Below are 17593 nucleotides of genomic sequence, written 5' to 3'. Positions count from 1 at the left end.
AACAAAAAGCGCCAATAACCTGGGTAACACCCAGTATTATTGACGCTATATCGCTAAATTATTTGCGCTTTAAAATCAAACGCTCAAATTTATATGAGAATTAATTACTACTTCTTTTCGTGATACGACTTTTCAGTATTAACAGACCACACGTTCTTCTTAGAAGTTTCTCCAGTTCGGATATCTTCTACAGCCTCAATAGCAGTTGCCATTGAATGATCTTGGTTATTATAACGATGCTGTCCATTACGACCAACGCAATACAAATTACCAAAGCCATCAAGATAATCAATCAATTCAGGCATCTGAGCGTATGTGTCAAAGTAAGCAGGATATGCCTTTGGAACTCGCTCACGGTGAGAATCAAGAACATCTTCCTCACCATTGATAACCTGCATACGAGTCAACTCGTCAATAGCCATCTTGCGAGCATCATCATCACTCATATTCCAGAAGTCGTCGCCTTCGTCGCAGAAGTACTCAAGACCAATCCAAACAGTGTTATCAACATCCTTAACGAGATATGGGCTCCAGTTGTTGAAGATTTGCAAACGTCCGACTTTATATCCAGGATCCTGCACGTAAATCCAGCAATCAGGAACAATAGGAGGATTACCAAGCGTTGGAATAGTGGTAGTATTACGCAGACGCACGCGCTTAACAAGCAAGCCTACAGTCACAAAATCGCGATAAGGTAAACCTTTGGCAACGCGTTGCATTTCTGCTGGAACTTCAGCCTTTTCGTCACCATTTGCACCCTGCTCAAGAGCAGCTACCAAATCCTTAATTGGCATAGAAGATATAAACTGGTCGGCGTGCAATTCTGAACGCTCTCCATTTGCATCTTCAACTACAACACTGGAAATCTTTCCGTCTGCTTGCTTAATAGCAACTACCTTTGCGTCTGTGCGCACAGTAGCACCGTTTTCGCGGCAACGACGCTCAACCGTTTCCCACAACTGACCAGGACCAAGCTTTGGATACCAGAATTCCTCAATTAATGAGGTTTCTACTTCCTTTTCCTTGCCTTTTTTCTTAGGGAAAAGCTTGGAAAAAGCGTTCTTCAACACTTCCACAATGCTCAAACCCTTAACGCGCTGAGCACCCCAATCGGCAGAAATCTGGCTTGGATGTCTACCCCAAAGCTTCTCTGTATAGCCCTCAAAGAACATGGAATAAAGTTTCTTGCCGAAACGATTAATGTAGAAATTCTCAAGATTAGTTTCTGGCAACTTGTGAATCATAGACCACAAATAGCTGAAGCCAACCTTCATAGTCAAGATAAAGCCCATAGAACGCAAGGTTGCTGCAGAAAGAGAAATTGGATAATCAAAGAAATGATGATTCCAGAAAATACGAGAAACGCGATGACGCTTCAACATCACTTCATCTTCAACTTCAGGATCAGGTCCACCTGCTTCCAAATCATGATGACGACCAAGCTTTTTATCATCATATGAAGGCGCACCCTGGAGAGGTAGCATTTCACGCCACCACTGCATAATACGGTCATCTTTTGAGAAGAAACGATGACCGCCAATATCCATACGATTGCCGTTATACTTCACAGTACGCGAAATGCCACCAAACTCACGCGTGGCTTCGAGCACTGTTACGTCGTAGCGGCTAGATCCGCCATCCTTAACGAGTTCCCAGGCTGCCGTCAACCCTGCCGGACCACCACCAATAATTACCACAGATTCCTTTGGGGATTGTGTATCCGTCACTTGTCCTCCATCTTAATACATCAAATTTTTACGAAAACACTTTGCGTGCTAGGTAAGCAATTCCTATACATCCTTATTGAGCATACGCGCATCACGCGATAGATTCAGGAATGTCAATGTCTGTTTTTTGTACTTCTTCAACATTTACATCTTTAAAAGTTACTATTCGTACATTTTTAACAAAACGCGAAGGGCGGTAAACATCCCATACCCAAGCGTCCGTAAGTTGAACATCAAAATAAACATCCTGACCTGCTGAACGCACATTAAAATCGACTTTATTGGCTAAATAAAATCGTCGCTCTGTTTCTACAACATAAGTAAAAAGCTTAATAACATCACGGTATTCTTTGTATAACGCAAGTTCTGCATCGGTTTCATAGTTGTCGAGATCTTCGGCGCTCATTACTTACCTTCCGTATTACGTTTGCGTCCACGACCTATAATGCGCCACCAAGCTTTTTTTGATGAACTTCCTTCAGAGACGTTTACATTGTACGGCCATGCTTCATCAAGATTATCACGATGCACAGGTATAGCCACAGAATGTTCATGCGCACTCAAAGCTTCAATTACACCAGGATTTTCTTCAATAACGTGTAACCCAAAAGCATCTAGCGAGCGAATAGCATCATATTCATCTACAAGAGTGTCCATTACAACAAAATCTTGATATTTTTGATTCTGGGCATCCCATAATGCATCGCGCGCAGTGCCTGTTTTTACAAAGCCAAGCGATTGATACACCGAAAGCGAACGAGTATTAGTTGCCGGAACTCCCACCCAAATTCTATGCAACCCTAGACCAGTCGGCTCTGATGCAAAAGCATAAGTCATCACTCTAGGCATCGCATCGCGCGAATAGCCTCTTCCTCGATAATTTTTGCCTAAAACAACTTGAATTCGAGCACTGCGAGACCATCCGTCAATATCTATAAGGAAAATCATGCCAATAATGTCGCCGGAAGCGTTATTTGAATCATCCAAAACATCAGGAACAATCGCCCACGCAATAGTGTGACGCAATTGAACATCGCCAGCAAAACGACAAGATTCAGAAGGATTTTCGCCAATAAGACTATCTTTAGTCCATTGCATAGAGCTTTCAACCCACGAATGAACCATAGAACGCTCTGAATTAGCATCCTTTCCAGTAATAACTGCAGCACCATCAAATGCGCACAAATCATCCATTCTTTGCAAATCATTGCACGTAGCTGGACGAAGGTGCGCCATCTCTCCACGAATTTGAGGAATTACTATAGATTTTGGTAACTCGCGAGAGTTAATAACACCATCATTGGTTTGTTGCATAGTCACCTACTTGTATTGTGCCTTTGAGAATTAAGCCCTTCGCATAATTCTCATGTCGCATAGTATATGATAATCCAGAAGACGAAAAATGCCTCGCAATGTTGATAAATAGTAAATTCTGCGCACCTGCTACACAAACAAACCTGATTTGAGTATGCAGCAAGTACGCAGCACTTACTTTTGAATATTGATTACGCTTTTACGTTTATACATTAGCGTTATCAAATATTAAATTTTTCAGCCTTTACGGCACTTTTCAGCCTTTGATTTTTGCCATCACAATCTTAGTAACAGCCTTAGCATCAGCCTGACCTTTAGTTGCACGCATAACAGCGCCAATAATTGCACCCATCGGCTTCATATTTCCAGCCTTAAGCTTTTCTGCAACTTCAGGATCAGCAGCAAGAGCAGCGTCAACAGCAGCTTCCAAAGCACCGTCGTCGTTCATAACCTTAAATCCGTGCTTCTTAACAACTTCATCAGGCTTACCCTCGCCAACCAAAACGCATGCAACAGTTTGCTTAGCGAGCTTATCGTTAAGATTGCCGTCTGCAATTAGCTTTTCAACTTCAGCCACATCTTGCGGAGTAATAGGCAATTCTTCCAAAGTCACGCCACGAGTGTTTGCTTCGCGAGCAAGCTCACCAAGCCACCACTTCTTAGCACCTGCTGCAGTTGCACCAGCTTTAACGGTTTCTTCAACCAAATCAAGAGCATCCGCGTTCAAAATATCGCGCATTTCAAGATCGCTAATGCCCCATTCGCTTTGCAAACGGTTACGGCGCTCGCGAGGCATTTCTGGCATCTCGGCCTTCATGCGCTCAATATGCTCTTTAGTGATGTGAAGCATAACCAAATCAGGATCTGGGAAGTAGCGATAATCGTCGGCGTCGGACTTCACACGACCGCCAGCAGTGGTCTGAGTTGCTTCATCCCAGTGGCGGGTTTCCTGCAAAATCTCGCCGCCTTCGCTCAAAATAGCAGCCTGACGACGAATCTCATATTGCAGTGTCTTTTCGATTCCGCGGAATGTGTTCACATTCTTAGTTTCGGAACGAGTGCCGAACGGATCGGTCGGATTTTTGCGTAGCGAAACGTTCACGTCAGCGCGCATATTGCCCTGCTCCATGCGCGCGTGGGAAATGTTGAGGGCGCGAACAATATCGCGGATTGCGCGCATATAAGCACCAGCAATTTCTGGAGCGCGGCTACCCGCACCTTCGATTGGCTTAGTTACAATCTCGATTAAAGGCACGCCTGCGCGATTGTAATCAACCAAAGAATGATTTGCACCTTCAATACGGCCGTCAGCACCGCCAACGTGAGTATTCTTACCAGCGTCATCCTCAATATGAGCGCGCTCAATCGGCACGCGGAACACGGTGCCATCTTCGAGCTCAACATCCAAGTAACCGTTGCCGTTAGTAGGCTTATCGTACTGGGAAATCTGGTAATCGCGAGGCATATCTGGGTAGAAGTAGTTCTTACGAGCGAACTGGCTCCACTCAGCAATTTCGCAATGCAACGCCAAACCGAGCTTAATAGCGTAATCAACTGCAGTTTTGTTTACGACTGGCAAAGAGCCTGGTAAACCAAGGCTTACAGGAGTTAGCTGAGTGTTTGGCTCACCACCAAAAGACACTTCCGCTGGGCAAAACAGCTTCGTACGAGTGCAAAGCTCAACGTGCGTTTCCAAACCGAATACTGGATCAAACTGCTCAACAGCATCGGCGTATTTCATAAGTTTTTCAGCCATGAGAATCCTTCTTACTTAAGCTTTATTTCACTTTACTTAGCCAATGAATCGAGCCAACCAGCTTTAAGCGACTTCCAGATTGGGCCGCTCCACTTTTCTTCGAGCGCTGCTTCCAACGCTGCTGCAGGCTTGTACATCTTTTCATCATGGCATTGCGGAGCAATAATCTGAATACCAACAGGCAGACCATCGTCGCTTAAGCCAGCTGGGAGGCTCAAAGCTGGAACGCCAGCCATGTTTGCAGGAATCGTAGCAATATCGTTCATATACATAGAAAGTGGATCGTCCATCTTCTCACCAAACTTAAATGCCGTTGTAGGGCTTGTTGGAGAAATAAGAACATCTACTTTCTTAAACGCTTCTTCGAAATCGCGAATAATAAGCGTACGAACTTTCTGTGCAGAACCATACCAAGCATCATAATAGCCAGCGGAAAGCGCGTAAGTACCGAGAATAATACGGCGCTTTACTTCGTCACCGAAACCAGCTTCACGAGTTGCGGCCATCATATTTGCAGCAGTCTGAGGCTTGTCTGCTGGCGGCATTACGCGCAAACCGTAGCGCATGCCGTCGTAACGAGCCAAATTAGAGCTAACTTCTGAAGGCATAATAATGTAGTAAGCAGCCAAAGAGTAAGGGAAATGAGGGCAAGAGACTTCTGTTACTTCTGCACCCATATCCTTAAGCAATTGCACAGCTTCATTAAAGCGTGCTTCAACTCCCGGCTGGAAGCCTTCGCCACTAAGCTCTTTAACTAAACCAACCTTCAAGCCCTTCAAATCACGGCGAGCACCCTCGCGTGCAGCCTGAGCCATTGGAGGAACAGGAGCTGGAATAGAAGTAGAATCGCGCCTATCGTTACCACCGATAATTTCCTGCAAAAGCGCAGAATCAAGAACGGTACGAGAAACAGGTCCAATCTGATCCAAGGAACTTGCCATAGCGATTGCACCAAAACGGCTAACACCGCCATAAGTTGGCTTTGCGCCGACTGTACCAGTTAAAGCACCTGGCTGACGAATAGAGCCACCTGTATCTGTACCCAAAGCAATAGGAGCCTCGAATGCAGCAACAGCTGCAGCTGAACCGCCGCCGGAACCACCAGGAACACGCTCAGTATCCCAAGGATTGCAAGTAGTTTGATAAGCAGAATGTTCTGTAGAAGAACCTTGAGCAAACTCATCCAAATTAGTCTTGCCGAGAATTGGCATGCCAGCTGCTTTGAGCTTTTCAATAACAGTAGCATCGTAAGGTGGAACCCAGCCTTCGAGGATCTTCGATGCTGCAGTGGTTGGAATGCCTTTAGTGACAATCATGTCTTTAATTGCAATTGGAACGCCTGCAAGCTCAGGCAAGCCTTCAGTCTCACCATTAGCGTTCTTAGCATCAAAAGCATCTGCCTGCTCGAGAGCAATATCTGCAGAAACATGCAAGAATGCCTTAATTTCTGGCTCTGCAGATTCAATGACTGCCAAGTGAGCTTCAACAAGTTCACGGCTAGAAACTTCTTTAGCTTTTACAGCCTTTGCCATATCGGCAGCAGAAAGTTTTACCAAATCTTGAGTATTAGTCATGTTTTTATTCCTCCCCCAAAATTCGAGGCGCTACAAACATGCCAGACTCACTTCTAGGAGCATCCGAAAGAGCTTCTTCTTGAGTCAAAGGTGTAGCAGGCTCATCTGGACGCAAATAAGCTTCCAAAGGCACTGGATTTGCAGTAGGTGGCACATCTTCGCCAGCAACTTCCTGCACTTTATTAATAGATTCTGCAATGACGTTCAATTCGCCTTGCAAGCGACTGATTTCTTCGTCGCTTAAAGCAATCTGGGATAAAACGCCCAAATGCTCAATTTCTTCGCGTGTGAATGTAGGCATAACCTCAACTATATGTGTGATACGTGACCTTCGTTAGTAGAAAAAAGCAATGTGGATAAAAGCTTTATGAGAATTATTTGTTGATTATTTTGTTTTATTGAGAAAGTACTACAAATTAATTCTTTAAGACTGAAGCAATTAAAAATTGCGCATGTGTAACACTAAATAATACTTGCACAAATATTTTGCATATATTTTCACAAAATTATCACGAATCAAAATACGTAAAATCCGTTCATTTTATCTGTCAACACGCCGAAACGACAAAACTGACGTAACAAAAAAGTATTGGTATTTCAGCATTATTTAAACTTTTGTTTGAAACTTAAAAAATTATTTTAAACAATTATCGCATAAATAAAAAGTGTGTAATAATCGTGTGATGTGAGAAGCTGAAGCTGATGCACTGAAGCATATATATGCACTGAAGCACGTATTTGCAGCATCTCACTGAAAAAATAATTTGAAATAAAATCTAATAAAAATCGAAGGATACATATGAAGAGCACAAAGTTCTACCGTAATGCAGCAATGTTGTTGCTCGCGGGCGCGACTATTATTCCACAATGCTTAGCAGTTCCAGCAATGGCAGATTCTTCTGCAAAGCCTTCTGCACCAGCTGCATCTTGCGCAGCCAGCAAGGACTCGCTGAACAACTACTTGTGGGATTTGCATTACGATAAAACGAATATTCTCGCACGTCACGGCGAAACAATTAACAATAACTTCTCCAGCGACAGCTTCAACAAGAACGGCGAATTCGTTGTTGTTGAGCATCAGAAGAAGAACATCACCAATACAACGTCAAACTTGTCGGTAACTTCGGCCAACAATGATCGCGTGTATCCTGGTGCATTATTCCGCGCTGACCAGAATTTGATGGATAACATGCCAAGCTTGATTTCAGCAAATCGCGCACCATTAACTTTGAGCATTGATTTGCCAGGCTTCCACGGCGGCGAGAGTGCTGTAACTGTGCAACATCCAACCAAGAGCTCCGTTACTTCAGCAGTTAACGGTTTAGTTTCTAAGTGGAATGCACAATATGCAGCAAGCCATCATGTGGCAGCTCGTATGCAGTATGATTCCGCAAGCGCACAGAGCATGAACCAGCTCAAGGCTAAGTTTGGTGCTGATTTTGCAAAGATTGGCGTACCGCTGAAGATTGATTTCGATGCAGTACACAAGGGTGAGAAGCAGACTCAAATTGTGAACTTCAAGCAAACTTACTACACAGTAAGCGTCGACGCTCCAGATAGCCCAGCAGATTTCTTTGCTCCATGCACTACGCCAGAAAGCTTGAAGAACCGTGGCGTTGACAGCAAACGCCCACCAGTTTACGTGTCAAACGTAGCTTATGGTCGCTCAATGTACGTAAAGTTCGATACCACCAGCAAGAGCACTGATTTCCAGGCTGCAGTAGAAGCGGCAATTAAGGGCGTAGAAATTAAGCCAAACACCGAATTCCATCGCATTCTCCAGAATACTTCTGTTACTGCAGTGATTCTCGGCGGCAGCGCTAACGGCGCAGCAAAGGTTATTACCGGCAATATCGATACGCTGAAGGCTTTGATTCAGGAAGGTGCAAATTTGAGCACCTCTAGCCCAGCTGTTCCAATCGCTTACACTACTTCCTTCGTAAAAGATAACGAAGTAGCAACTCTCCAGAGCAACAGCGATTATGTTGAGACTAAGGTTTCTGCTTACCGTGACGGTTATTTGACCTTGGATCACCGTGGAGCTTATGTAGCTCGCTACTACGTCTACTGGGATGAGTACGGCACTGATATCGACGGAACTCCATACGTACGTTCTCGCGCTTGGGAAGGAAACGGCAAGTATCGTACCGCTCACTTCAGCACAACGATTCAGTTCAAGGGCAATGTGCGCAATCTTCGCATTAAGTTGGAAGAAAAGACCGGCTTGGTATGGGAACCATGGCGTACAGTGTACAACCGTACTGATTTGCCGTTGGTTCGTCAGCGCACAATCAAGAACTGGGGCACAACCTTGTGGCCTCGCGTTGCTGAAACTGTAAAGAATGACTGAACTCATATTGCAATTGAGCATAAATAAATAAAACTGAAAAAATTAAGGACTTTATCTTGTAGCCAGTTACGAGATAAAGTCCTTAATTTTTTACACAAATAGGGTTTCTATTACATTTTTCGCAGTAGGATTTAGTTATGTTAGAGATACAAAATATATCCAAGTACTATAAAAACAGCAAGTACTCAATAATATTTCTTTTGTAGCAGAAGATAGCAAAGTTACGGGATTTGTTGGCCCTAACGGTTCAATCAACTGCGCTATATTGCGCATTGGGACTCATAAAAGCCAATGAAGGTGAAGTATTATTCGACGGCGTCCCATACAAAAAGCTTAATTCCCCAATAAAAACAGTCGGCAAAGTATTAGATTTAAAAGCTAATTATAGAAATACTAGTTCTATAAAAAGCTCACATTCGTTGCAAAATATTGTAAAATTCCAAAAAGTCGCGTATCAGAGATTATGGATATTGCCGGAATCAGCTCTATGCAAAATATGAAAATCAAAGAAATATCAACCGGCATGCGCAACCACAACATGCTAAGCCTACTACCGAGCTACCATTGCCTGATACTTCATATATTGGACCAGAGTATGCTCATCCTCAATTTGCTAAAAAGAAACAAGATGATCAGGATTCTCAAGAAAATACACAATGAGCTTAGTGCCAGAATTAGTGCCATCTATTATTACTATGGCTGCTTGGGCTATCGCGTTATTTGCAGCTGGGTGCTCTATTTCTAGCAAGAAGAAGAATTAGAAATTAGTATCGGCAAATAGTTGCAACAAATAAGCCCCGCTCACTTGCTCAGTAATGATTGCGATTGAACAGGGCTTATTTTATTTATACTTACTATGTTTAAATATCGCGATGCTTTTCAATAACGTAGCCAATTGCGTACATGATTACAGCCCAAGCAAGAACCACTAAACCGGACTGCCACCATGTAAAAACATATGCGTTTGGTGGAAGTTGCAGCCCAGAATTAGCGGAGGCTTCTAAGAATTGGCTTACAGCACTGCCTGGCAAAATCTGAATAAGTATTGAAGTCCACTTCGCAAAATTGCTTGCAAGCATAATAATGCTAACAATGGTCTGCAGAATCACCACGGCTCCAATAACGCACATAATTCCGCCAGCAGTTGACTTGCAAATCATGCCAAAACCGTAGGCCATTGCTGACACAACAACCATAATTGCAGGAGAGCCAAGGAACAGAGTAAGCGGCAATTTCCACACGTTGCTTCCCGATAATCCGGAAATGTTATCTCCCATAAAAGCTAATTCTGCAGCAGCTAGCGAAACTGTCATTGCAATAAGTTGGGCTACAAAAACGTAGATTGCAACCGCAACAAATTTAGCCGTAAAGAACATACCCCTTCGAGGTACAGCAGTAAGAGAAGCCTGAATCGAAGTTGTAGAATGCTCCGCGGTTACAGCAAGCACTGCAAAAATCGCCAAAACAATCAAAGATATAGAAGCAAAGCTAATAACTAAGCGGAAAATGCCTTCTTGAGATGCAATAAGATCACTTTTATCGCTCGGCCCAACGGTAATCGCAGCACTTGATTTGCTACCAGCTGCACCATTGTTATGAACGTCAACTTTAGACATTGCTTTCTGCACAAGCGCGATAATAAAACTAAAAATTACTGGCAAAACAATTGTTAATGCCATGCACCACCACGTAGACGCAAGTCCGCGCAGCTTAACAATTTCAGATTTAAGCGTGTGCATAAATGTAAGGCGTAAGTGCTGAGCGTTCATGCTGCGGCCTGTTTTGTAAGAATTGCTCGCCGGATATTCAACAGCTTGTTCAATTTGCCCACTCATTTTGCGCTCCTTCCATCTACATATTGCGTTCCAGTCGCAGCAGTAGTATTTGGCAATGCTTTTGTTACGTACTGCTCTTGACCGTGCGTAAGAGCCAAATATGCTTCCTCAAGCGAAGCATGCTCTTGATTCAGCTGATATACCAAAATCTGATTATCCGCAATTTCGCGCGCAATCTGGTTGAGCTCGCAACCTGTTATTCTGAGTAGCTCGCCTTCTTGAACGTCTTGAGGCGTGCGATTATCTGGCAAAATCTTGCATTCAGGATGATTCTGAACAAGCACAGACTTTAGCTTTTCACCTTCTGGCGTTACTAAACGTATAGCATGCTGAGAATGTGCGTCAACAAAATCTTGTACTGTTGTGCGCTCCAAAATTTCGCCATGCGCAATAATCACAAGGTTATCTGCAGTAAGCGCAACTTCGCTCATCAAGTGCGAACTAAGCAGAATTGCTCGACCTTGGCTTGCGTAATACTTGCACAATTCGCGAACCCACTTAACGCCTTCTGGATCCAAACCGTTAATTGGCTCGTCCAAAATAAGATTGTGCGGATCTGCTAAAAGTGCCGCCGCAATCGAAAGACGCTGGCTCATGCCGAGTGAGAAGGATCCCGCTTTGCGAGTTTTTACGCTAGTTAAACCAGTAATATCAATCACTTCGTCAACGCGCTTTTTTGATATTCCGTGAGTTAAAGCGAGCGAGTACAAGTGATTATATGCGGAACGACCTCTGTGGGCAGACTTTGCGTCAAGAACTGCGCCAACTTCCGTCATTGGGGATGCGATTTTTGCGTAAGGTTTTCCGTCAATAAGAGAAGTGCCACTATTGGCGTGAATAAGATTTAACGCGCAACGCATGGTGGTAGATTTACCAGCGCCATTAGGACCTAAAAAGCCCGTGACTTTACCGTCTTCGGCGACGAAAGAAACGTCGTTAAGCACTGTTTTTGCGCCGAAACGCTTTGTAATATGTTGAAATTCTAACATAAATTAACAATATCACAAATAAAAAAAAATACACATTAAATGTAAGCGTTTATGAGTACAGGCTGCTGCGTTTTAACTAATACTGCTGATGAGATTCTGCTGACAAAATTCTGCTACCGAAATTCTAATTAATATTTTATTAAGATTCAGCAATTTGGCACTGCATGTTGCGCAATCCACGCGTGCATGGAAACAGCTGCAGCTGCTCCCGCGTTTAGTGAGCGAACAGAGCCGAATTGCGAAATATAAACAACGTCATCCGCCATTTGTAACGCTTTTTTAGAAAGACCCGGACCTTCTGCACCAAAAAGCATAAGGCAACGTCTAGGGAACTTGTAGGTTTCCATAGCAACAGCACCTGGAATAATATCGAGCGCTATAACGCGAGCGTTTTTAGCATCTTGTTCCTTGATATTTGCGATTTTTTCGGCTTCTTTATTGCCTTCTGCCTGCGCTTTAAGCAAAAGTTGATGCGCTTCTTCTGCTTCCCGTGCTATATTTTCGCGCCAATTAGTTACTAGAGTTTCAATAGTTGGGCAGCACTCAACGTATTGGTATAGCTCAGTCATTAATGAGCCTTTACGATTCCATTTATGAGGCCCTACGATATACACTTTTTTCGCAGTAAACGCGTTCGCAGTGCGAACCATAGAGCCTATGTTGAAATCGTGAGTCCAATTTTCTACAGCTACTTCAAACTCATGACGGCCTTTAGAATCGAGATCCGCTTTTATGGCTTCTACTTTCCAGTATCTGTAGCGATCTAAGACGTTACGCTGGTCGCCTTCGTCTAGTAATTCAGTGCTAAACCGCGCATCATAATTTGGCGATTCTGGATTATCTGGACGAGGCTCACCTGGATGTTCTTCTTCCCATGGGCCAACTCCTATAGGTCGGAATTCTGGCTCATCGGAAGCTTTTGCAGCCAAAGTAATTGGATTCGGTTCGTGCATGCGTGAGTTTTGCTCCGTTTAATACTTTTGCTTAGTATTGCAGCTAGTCTTGGCAGCCGTCAGTTGCGCAATCACCTGTGCAACTTGACTTGCAATGGCCACCACAGCAGTTATCCTCGCAGCAAGGCTCAGTGCAACCATCATGAGCACAATCACCAGTGCACTCTACCTTGCAATGACCGCCACAGCAGTTATCTTCACAGCATGGCTCAGTGCAGCCGTCATGCTTACAATCGCCAGTGCATTTAACCTCGCAATGACCGCCACAGCAATTGTCGTTGCAGCAATCGTCGTGATCTGCATCTGCACGTAATTCTTCTTCATCGAAAGCTTGAACAAATGCCATTTTAGTACTCTCCTCACTTATTGGATTTACTAATTGAAGATGCCTTGTGCCTTGTTCGTCGGCGTCAACACCACCAATTAATGCAACTATAGCAAGAATTTGCGCGCCTTGCTGATGAACAATGCCAAAATCAAGACTTAATTCATTTCCGTGTCGTAAAGTCACAAGCGAAGAAGTTTGAACATACGATTTTTCAGAAAGCCAAGAGTCAAGCAACAGCACTCGCTTGCCTTTAACTGACGGGCCTTTTGTTGCAGGAAAAACAAAATCCATAACAAAGCCGTCGAGTGCAATTCCTTTACGTTCTGCAGCATGAATAAGCGCAAAAACCATCGGCACCGCAGCAGCAGTTAACGCGCCAACAGCGTCAACATCGCGTTCTAACGAATACCCAGCTTTCTCAATTGCGTCAAAAAGAACATCTCCAACCAGCTTAGAGCCACGCTGAGCAAATGTAACAGAAAACAGTTCACTAAATGGTTTCGCAATCATATCTGCACAAAGCATGCGTTTAAGCTCAGCGCGTTCCTCTTGTAATTCTGCCATTTTTGCACTCCTTAGCGTTAGAGTTCTTCAATTTTTGATGCTTTAATGTTTTTATGCTTAACGATCTTCTACTGATACTTCCGGAGCGCTCAGCTCTTTAACATCAGCTTTATCGGAATCTATAAGATCTATTGAAGCAATAACTTTACTTTGATCTAACTTCTGAAGTTTACGCGCTGTTACCAACACTCGCGACTCAAGCGAAGAAGCAAACTTATTGTAAGCTGCAACTGTTCTTGCCAAAGATACGCCAAGTTTTGAAGCATTTTCCCCAAGAACCGCAAAGCGATCATATAATTCTCGAGATAAATCGAAAAGTTCTTTTGCATCATCTGTAAGACTTTGCTGCTGCCATGCGTACGCAACAGACTTAAGCACGGCCCACAAAGTAACTGGTGAAGTGAGTGCTACTTTTTGCGCAAAAGCATCATCCATAAGCGTTGGATCCGCTTCAAGAGCCGCCTGAAGCAATGCTTCGTTTGGAATAAATGCAACTACAAAATCTGGTGCTGTTTCAAAAGCCTGCCAATACGCTTTAGCCCCTAATACTCTAACATGCTCTCGCAAAGCCTTAGCATGCGCTTTTAGAAGCTCGCTCCTTCTAGCTAATTCTTCGTCACTTGCGTTATCTGGGATTTCGCAAGCGCGCTGATAATCCGCATACGGCACTTTTGCATCAACTGGAATTGTTTTGCCTCCTGGCAGATGCACAACCATATCTGGCCTCTGCTGTTCGCCATTTACTCCAGTTACAACAACCTGCGTATCAAAATCAACATGCTCAAGCAAGCCTGCAGATTCAACAATATTCTTTAGTTGAGCCTCACCCCAAGCTCCGCGAACCTTATTATTTCGCAATGCTGCAGAAAGCGAACTTGTTTCGCGGTCAAGCCTTGTTTGCTGCTCACTTAACCCTTTAAGCTGAGTGCTTAGCACGCCCATTTCTTGCTTACGCCCTTCTTCAATCTGCGAAACTTTATTCTTCAATGCTTCGAGATTGTCTTTTACTGGAGCAAGCGCTTCCAAAACTTTACCTTGCTCTTTCAAAGTTTTTTCACGATTTAACCGTTCGCGTTCTTCTCGCTCTGCGCGCAATTGTTCTTCGCGATTCACTCGCAATTGCTCTGCCTGCTGCGCTTTAGCAAGTTCTGCTTCAACAAACTTTAATCGCTCAGCAAGCTGCTCTGCTTGCGTGCGATAGCGTATAGCCTGATTGCCATTTTCTTGAGCTTGAGCGCGCGCTTGTTCATACTGCGAGCGCAATTCGTTAAATTCGCGCTGGTTTACGCCATTAGCGCCTTGCGTTCCAGAGTTGTGCTTAACAATAGCCAGCACAACAATGGCGGTTATTACAACAGCAACCACCATTAAAACAAACATCACAATATTATCGAACATACGTTCTATTAAACACTATTGAGTTGACTTTTAAAACATAACTAGACACGTGCATTATCTAATACAAAAATAGCGCGCTGTCTACTGGGGAATAATCCAATAAACAGCACGCTTTGTTTTATTTGACTACATTAAAGAATGCAGGCACTACGCAATCTTTAGAATCACATGGTCGCTAGTATTCTCACAATCCGCAACTACGCGAGCGCCATCATGCATCTTTCCAGAAAGCAGCAACCGCGCAAGCTGGTCGCCAATTTCTGTTTGAACCAATCTGCGTAACGGACGAGCACCATAAACTGGATCGTAGCCATGCTCCGCAAGCCAAGCGCGAGCAGAGTCACTCACATCCAAGCTAATACGGCGGTCGCTCAAGCGCGCAGCCACTTGACGAACTTGAATATCCACAATTCCGCCAAGCTCTTCGCGGCTCAACGGATGGAACATAACAAGTTCATCCAAACGGTTGATGAACTCTGGCTTAAACTCAGCGTGAACAGCGTTCATAACAGCCTTGCGCTTAGCAGCATCGTCCAAGCCTTCTTGCACAAGGAATTGCGAACCCAAGTTTGATGTCATAATCAAAATCGTATTCGTAAAATCAACCGTTCTACCCTGACCGTCAGTCAAACGACCATCGTCCAAAACCTGCAACAAAACGTCGAATACTTCTGGATGTGCCTTCTCAACTTCGTCAAAAAGCACTACAGAATACGGGCGCCTACGCACGGCTTCAGTAAGTTGGCCGCCTTCCTCGTAGCCAATGTAACCAGGAGCAGCACCGATTAGACGCGAAACGGAAGCCTTTTCCATGTACTCGCTCATATCAATGCGAACCATTGCACGCTCGTCGTCAAACAAAAAGTCAGCAAGAGCCTTCGCAAGCTCCGTCTTACCAACGCCAGTAGGACCCAAGAACAAGAAGGAACCAGTTGGGCGATTAGGGTCTGCAATTCCAGCGCGGCTTCTGCGCACAGCATCCGCTATAGCCTGAATTGCTTCACTTTGACCAACCACACGCTTAGAAAGCTCCTTTTCCATGTTGAGCAGCTTCTCATTTTCGCCTTGCATCAAGCGACCAACAGGAATGCCCGTCCATTCGCTAACGACTCCTGCAATAGAATCAGCATCAACCTGGTCTGGAACCATCGGCTCTTTCGCTTCACTCTTAGCATTAGCAGCCTCGGACTCCGCTTCTTCCAAAGCTTTTTGAATGCTTGGAATTTCGCCATACAAAATACGGCTTGCTTGTTCCAAATTGCCTTCACGCGTGAATTTGTCGGCTTCTACGCGCTTAGCGTCGAGTTGCGCTCGCAAATCACCAACCTTGTTATGACCAGCCTTTTCAGCATCCCAACGCGCTTTCAATCCAGTAAGCTTTTCACGCGAGTTAGCTAATTCTTCTTGCAACTTTTCTAAGCGTTCTTTAGCAGCAGCATCTTCCGCTTTCTTTAATTGCATTTCCTCCATTTCAAGACGCGTAACTTTGCGCTGCAATTCGTCGATTTCTTCTGGCTGAGAATCAAGCTCCATGCGCAAGTGAGCTGCCGCTTCATCCACCAAATCAATCGCCTTATCTGGAAGCTGACGACCGGTAATATAGCGGTTTGAAAGCGTTGCTGCAGCTACGATTGCATCGTCACTAATCGTCACCTTGTGGTGTGCTTCGTAACGTTGCTTAAGTCCGCGCAAAATCGTCACAGTATCTTCAACAGACGGCTCGCCAACAAACACTTGCTGGAATCTGCGTTCAAGCGCAGAATCCTTTTCAATATGCTCACGATACTCGTTAAGCGTAGTCGCGCCAACCAAGCGCAGCTCACCGCGCGCAAGCATTGGCTTAAGCATATTGCCAGCATCCATTGAACCTTCTGCAGATCCCGCGCCAACAACAGTGTGAATTTCGTCAATAAACGTAATAATTTGACCGTCTGATTGTTGAATTTCCTTCAACACTGCTTTTAAGCGTTCCTCAAACTCGCCGCGATACTTCGAACCTGCAACCATCGAAGCCAAGTCAAGACTGATAAGACGCTTGTTTTGCAAAGTCGTAGGCACATCCCCTGCAACGATTCGCTGAGCTAATCCTTCTACAACTGCCGTTTTTCCAACGCCCGGCTCGCCAATCAGCACAGGATTGTTCTTCGTGCGGCGAGAAAGAATCTGAATTACGCGACGAATCTCCTGGTCGCGCCCAATCACAGGGTCAAGCTTTCCCTCGCGAGCGCGCGCTGTCATATCAACTGAATACTTTTCGAGCGCTTTGTAGTTGCCTTCCGCGTCTGGGCTTGTAACTTTTGTGCCTCCGCGTACAGTTGGCACAGCTTTTCGCAACGCGTCTGCGGAAACGTTGTGCTTTTTGAAAATATCCGCAACTGCATTCGGCGCGCTCGCAACTATGCCAATAAGCATGTGCTCCGTAGAAACGTATTCGTCTCCCATTGCGCGCATTTCTTTTTCTGCCTGGCTTAGCGCAGCCAAAAGCTGACGGCTTGCATCTGGCTTAGTTGTAGTTGAGCCAGTAGATGAAGGCAATGACACTAATGCGTTGCGAATTTCAGCACCGATTTGTTGCGCATCTGCCCCCGTTTGCGCAATAAGCGCGCGAACGACGCCCTGCTCTTGACGAAGTAAAGCATCCACCAAATGCAAAGTGTCAACTTGCGCGTTGCCAGCTGCAGCCGCACTTTGCACAGCATCACTTAATGCGTCTTGCGCTAAGGTTGTAAACTTTTGTTCCATATCTACCTCACTTCCACGAAAGCTGTAAAACACATTTCAGTTAAGTCAAATCGCTGCAACTTT

General features: G+C 44.6%; 13 protein-coding genes. 1 reads left to right on the top strand and 12 read right to left on the bottom strand.

Going from position 1 to position 17593, the window contains the following annotated elements:
- Nucleotides 1–107: 107 nt before the first annotated feature.
- The 6 genes from HXT57_RS00285 to gatC all read right to left on the bottom strand — a co-directional run bounded on the left by HXT57_RS00285 (nucleotide 108) and on the right by gatC (nucleotide 6672).
- Nucleotides 108–1727 (bottom strand): NAD(P)/FAD-dependent oxidoreductase, encoded by a 1620-nt coding sequence (locus HXT57_RS00285; protein ID WP_012913735.1) that lies wholly within the window; start codon nucleotides 1725–1727, stop codon nucleotides 108–110.
- 91 nt (nucleotides 1728–1818) lie between these two features.
- Nucleotides 1819–2133, bottom strand: a complete 315-nt coding sequence (locus HXT57_RS00280; protein WP_004105898.1) for a DUF2469 domain-containing protein — start codon at nucleotides 2131–2133, stop codon at nucleotides 1819–1821.
- The gene (locus tag HXT57_RS00275) at nucleotides 2133–3041 is read right to left on the bottom strand and encodes a GNAT family N-acetyltransferase (protein WP_012913734.1); all 909 of its coding nucleotides are present in this window, start codon (nucleotides 3039–3041) and stop codon (nucleotides 2133–2135) included. The genes HXT57_RS00280 and HXT57_RS00275 overlap by 1 nt, the downstream gene beginning before the upstream one ends.
- A 256-nt stretch (nucleotides 3042–3297) precedes the next feature.
- Entirely contained in the window at nucleotides 3298–4797 is a 1500-nt protein-coding gene (gene gatB / locus HXT57_RS00270) for an Asp-tRNA(Asn)/Glu-tRNA(Gln) amidotransferase subunit GatB (RefSeq protein ID WP_119504625.1), read from the bottom strand.
- Between the two features lie 32 nt (nucleotides 4798–4829).
- Entirely contained in the window at nucleotides 4830–6371 is a 1542-nt protein-coding gene (gatA, locus tag HXT57_RS00265; RefSeq protein ID WP_119504626.1) for an Asp-tRNA(Asn)/Glu-tRNA(Gln) amidotransferase subunit GatA, read from the bottom strand.
- A 4-nt stretch (nucleotides 6372–6375) separates the two neighbouring features.
- Nucleotides 6376–6672 (bottom strand): Asp-tRNA(Asn)/Glu-tRNA(Gln) amidotransferase subunit GatC, encoded by a 297-nt coding sequence (gene gatC, locus HXT57_RS00260; RefSeq protein ID WP_004105888.1) that lies wholly within the window; start codon nucleotides 6670–6672, stop codon nucleotides 6376–6378.
- Nucleotides 6673–7170: 498 nt separating this feature from the next.
- On the opposite strand from gatC, the gene vly reads away from it, so the two are divergent.
- The gene (gene vly, locus HXT57_RS00255) at nucleotides 7171–8721 is read left to right on the top strand and encodes a cholesterol-dependent cytolysin vaginolysin (protein ID WP_421783569.1); all 1551 of its coding nucleotides are present in this window, start codon (nucleotides 7171–7173) and stop codon (nucleotides 8719–8721) included.
- Between the two features lie 860 nt (nucleotides 8722–9581).
- On the opposite strand, the gene HXT57_RS00250 is transcribed toward vly, so the two are convergent.
- From HXT57_RS00250 to clpB, 6 genes are all read right to left on the bottom strand, one after another.
- Entirely contained in the window at nucleotides 9582–10556 is a 975-nt protein-coding gene (locus HXT57_RS00250) for an ABC transporter permease subunit (RefSeq protein WP_103013765.1), read from the bottom strand.
- Entirely contained in the window at nucleotides 10553–11545 is a 993-nt protein-coding gene (locus tag HXT57_RS00245; protein ID WP_004136505.1) for an ATP-binding cassette domain-containing protein, read from the bottom strand. The genes HXT57_RS00250 and HXT57_RS00245 overlap by 4 nt, the downstream gene beginning before the upstream one ends.
- A 146-nt stretch (nucleotides 11546–11691) precedes the next feature.
- Nucleotides 11692–12498 (bottom strand): TrmH family RNA methyltransferase, encoded by an 807-nt coding sequence (locus tag HXT57_RS00240; RefSeq protein WP_103013764.1) that lies wholly within the window; start codon nucleotides 12496–12498, stop codon nucleotides 11692–11694.
- Nucleotides 12499–12541: 43 nt separating this feature from the next.
- Complete coding sequence (locus HXT57_RS00235; protein WP_004136511.1) at nucleotides 12542–13390, bottom strand: hypothetical protein; 849 nt, start codon at nucleotides 13388–13390, stop codon at nucleotides 12542–12544.
- A 57-nt stretch (nucleotides 13391–13447) separates the two neighbouring features.
- Nucleotides 13448–14788 carry a DNA recombination protein RmuC gene (gene rmuC / locus HXT57_RS00230; protein WP_004105862.1) on the bottom strand — a complete coding sequence of 447 codons (1341 nt, stop codon included), beginning with the start codon at nucleotides 14786–14788 and terminating at the stop codon, nucleotides 13448–13450.
- A gap of 147 nt (nucleotides 14789–14935) precedes the next feature.
- Nucleotides 14936–17530 carry an ATP-dependent chaperone ClpB gene (clpB, locus tag HXT57_RS00225; protein WP_415692861.1) on the bottom strand — a complete coding sequence of 865 codons (2595 nt, stop codon included), beginning with the start codon at nucleotides 17528–17530 and terminating at the stop codon, nucleotides 14936–14938.
- Nucleotides 17531–17593 lie beyond the last annotated feature (63 nt).

The sequence above is a fragment of the Gardnerella sp. KA00771 genome, from assembly GCF_049244045.1.
GTDB classification, from domain to species: Bacteria; Actinomycetota; Actinomycetes; order Actinomycetales; family Bifidobacteriaceae; genus Bifidobacterium; species Bifidobacterium swidsinskii.
Note: the sequence above shows the minus strand (reverse complement) of the source record. Positions and strands in the feature narration are given on the sequence as shown.